We start from the raw sequence: 2,274 nt of genomic DNA on the forward strand, positions 1-2,274 counted from the left end.
ATTTTAGAAACAAAATTTATAGGTAAAAATTACATTTTCTTTGAGGAAATTGACTCCACAAATAACTATCTAAAAAATAATGAATTTGAAGAAGGAACAGTTGTTGTAGCAGAAACTCAAACAGCAGGAAAAGGAAGAAAAGGAAGAAAATGGGTATCAATCAAAGGTAAAGGCATATATTTTTCAATTTTACTGAAACCCAAAATACCTGTAAGTGAGATATTAAGATTTTCATTAATATTTCCTTTGGCAGTTCATAAAACAATTTTAGATTTTGAAATTCAAGCTAAAATTAAATGGCCTAACGATATTTACATAAATGGGAAAAAAACGGCAGGTATACTTACAGAAACAGATATAGAAGGAAATGAAATTAACAAAGCAGTGGTTGGTATAGGTATAAACATTAACCATGTAATAAATGATTTAAAAGAAATACAGGATATTGCAACATCTTTATCTATAGAAAAAAAGGAAAAAATCAACAGGAAACTTTTTCTTTTAAAACTTTTAGAAAATATAGAAAAGAACTATTTTTCTTTCTTAAAAAAACAAATAGACCCTGTAAAAGAAGTAGAAAAAAACATGCTCTGGATAAATAAAAAAGTACTTTTAATAGACGATAAAAATAAAATAGAAGGCATTTTAAAAGGTCTAAATGAATTTGGAGGAGTCAGAATCATAGCTAATTCTAAAATAATAGATTTATACAATGGAGATTTAACAATCAGGCATATTTAGATATTGTACCTTCTGGATTAGGAGGTGGTGTTTGCTTAACTTCCTGTACTTTATTTGAGTTGTCAACCTGAACAGCCTGATTTGGAAGCATTTTAAGAATATCATTTACTAATTGCTTCTGTAAATCCATCATATCCTTATAAATTGATATTTGAACATCATTTTTTACATTCATAGCTTTTACCTTCAATTTGTATAATCAGTGTTAAGTTTAAAATATACAAATTTATATTCATATGTCAAGTGTTTATACAATTCTGTTCTTATCTATCCCTTTTAAAAATGTACTTATATTCTCAGCTATTTCTTGAATTAATTTTTTCCTTGCCTCTATACTCGTCCATGCTATATGTGGTGTAATAAAAAGTTTTTCACTATTTTTTATTTTTAAAAGAGGATTATCCTCGTTTATAGGCTCTTTTTCAAGAACATCAAGACCAGCACCTGCTATAAGATTTTCATCTAAAGCTCTGGCTAAATCATTTTCATTAACAATTCCACCTCTGCCGAGATTTAAAAGTATTGCTGTTTTCTTCATAAGTTTTAACTGGTTATATTTTATTAATCCTCTTGTTTTTTCATTCAACGGTGCATGTATAGAAACTATATCTGAAGTTTTTAAAAGCTCTTCCAATGATACTTTTTTATAATTTTCCTTTCTTTCAACTCCAGATGTTGAGTAATATATAACCTTTGCCCCAAAGCTTTCAGCTACCTGAGCCACTCTCCTTCCTATAGTCCCAAGTCCTATTATCCCCCATGTTTTTCCGTTTATTTTCCAGAAAGGTTTTCCAATATGTGTGAAAATATCACTTTTTGCATACTTCCCAGATTTTACATACTCATCGTAGTACTTTAAATGCTCCAAAAGATAAAAAAGCATTGCAAATGTATGTTGAACTACACTTTCTGTTGAATACCCTGCAACATTTCTTACCTGCACGCCTTTTTCTTTTGCATAGTTTATGTCTATATTGTTATATCCTGTGGCTGCTTCACATATAAGTTTAAGTTTTTTTGCATTATTTATAACATTTTTGTCTATAACTACCTTATTTGTGATTATAATATCTGCATCTTTTACCCTTTCTATCGTTTTATCAGGAGGAGTTGTTTCATAAGATACGAAATCACCAAACTGGTTAAATATAGATAAATCAATATCATTTCCAACTGTTTTTGCATCTAAAAATACTATTTTCATTTTCAGCTCCTTTTAAACAGTTCTTCAAGCTGTGATATTTCTATCTGATTTTTTAAATGTTTTAGGGAATTTATAAAATATTTTTTTGAAGCTTTTTGAATTTCCTCAATAGAACCTTTAAACTTTACTGTTTCACTGTCTTTTTCAATTGTCAGTAAATATGTACCCTCCTCAACATCATATTCTAATGTCAATGCTATCCCTTTATCTGTTGTTATTTTTTCTATTAACTTTTTCATTTTACAACCTCTTTTAATGCTTTTATAAAGTTATTAATTTCTTCATATGTATGATTATAACTTAAAGTTATTCTAAGCCTGCTTTCACCT

4 protein-coding genes are annotated in these 2,274 nt (G+C 28.3%); 1 reads left to right on the top strand and 3 read right to left on the bottom strand.

The annotated features are described in order from the left end of the window. Window positions 1-741: biotin--[acetyl-CoA-carboxylase] ligase (locus tag HG1285_RS04175; RefSeq protein ID WP_032496947.1), on the top strand; the 741-nt coding region annotated here is incomplete at its 5' end. Here HG1285_RS04175 and HG1285_RS04170 read toward each other — a convergent pair. The 3 genes from HG1285_RS04170 to HG1285_RS04160 form a co-directional block, all read right to left on the bottom strand. Next, window positions 728-916 (bottom strand): 2-hydroxyacid dehydrogenase, encoded by a 189-nt coding sequence (locus tag HG1285_RS04170; protein WP_008288703.1) that lies wholly within the window; start codon window positions 914-916, stop codon window positions 728-730. The genes HG1285_RS04175 and HG1285_RS04170 overlap by 14 nt on opposite strands. 72 nt (window positions 917-988) lie before the next feature. Next, window positions 989-1,945, bottom strand: a complete 957-nt coding sequence (locus HG1285_RS04165) for a D-2-hydroxyacid dehydrogenase (protein WP_008288704.1) — start codon at window positions 1,943-1,945, stop codon at window positions 989-991. A gap of 2 nt (window positions 1,946-1,947) precedes the next feature. Further along, entirely contained in the window at window positions 1,948-2,184 is a 237-nt protein-coding gene (locus tag HG1285_RS04160) for a hypothetical protein (protein ID WP_008288706.1), read from the bottom strand. Between the last annotated feature and the right edge of the window lie 90 nt (window positions 2,185-2,274).

It is taken from the genome of Hydrogenivirga sp. 128-5-R1-1, assembly GCF_000171895.1.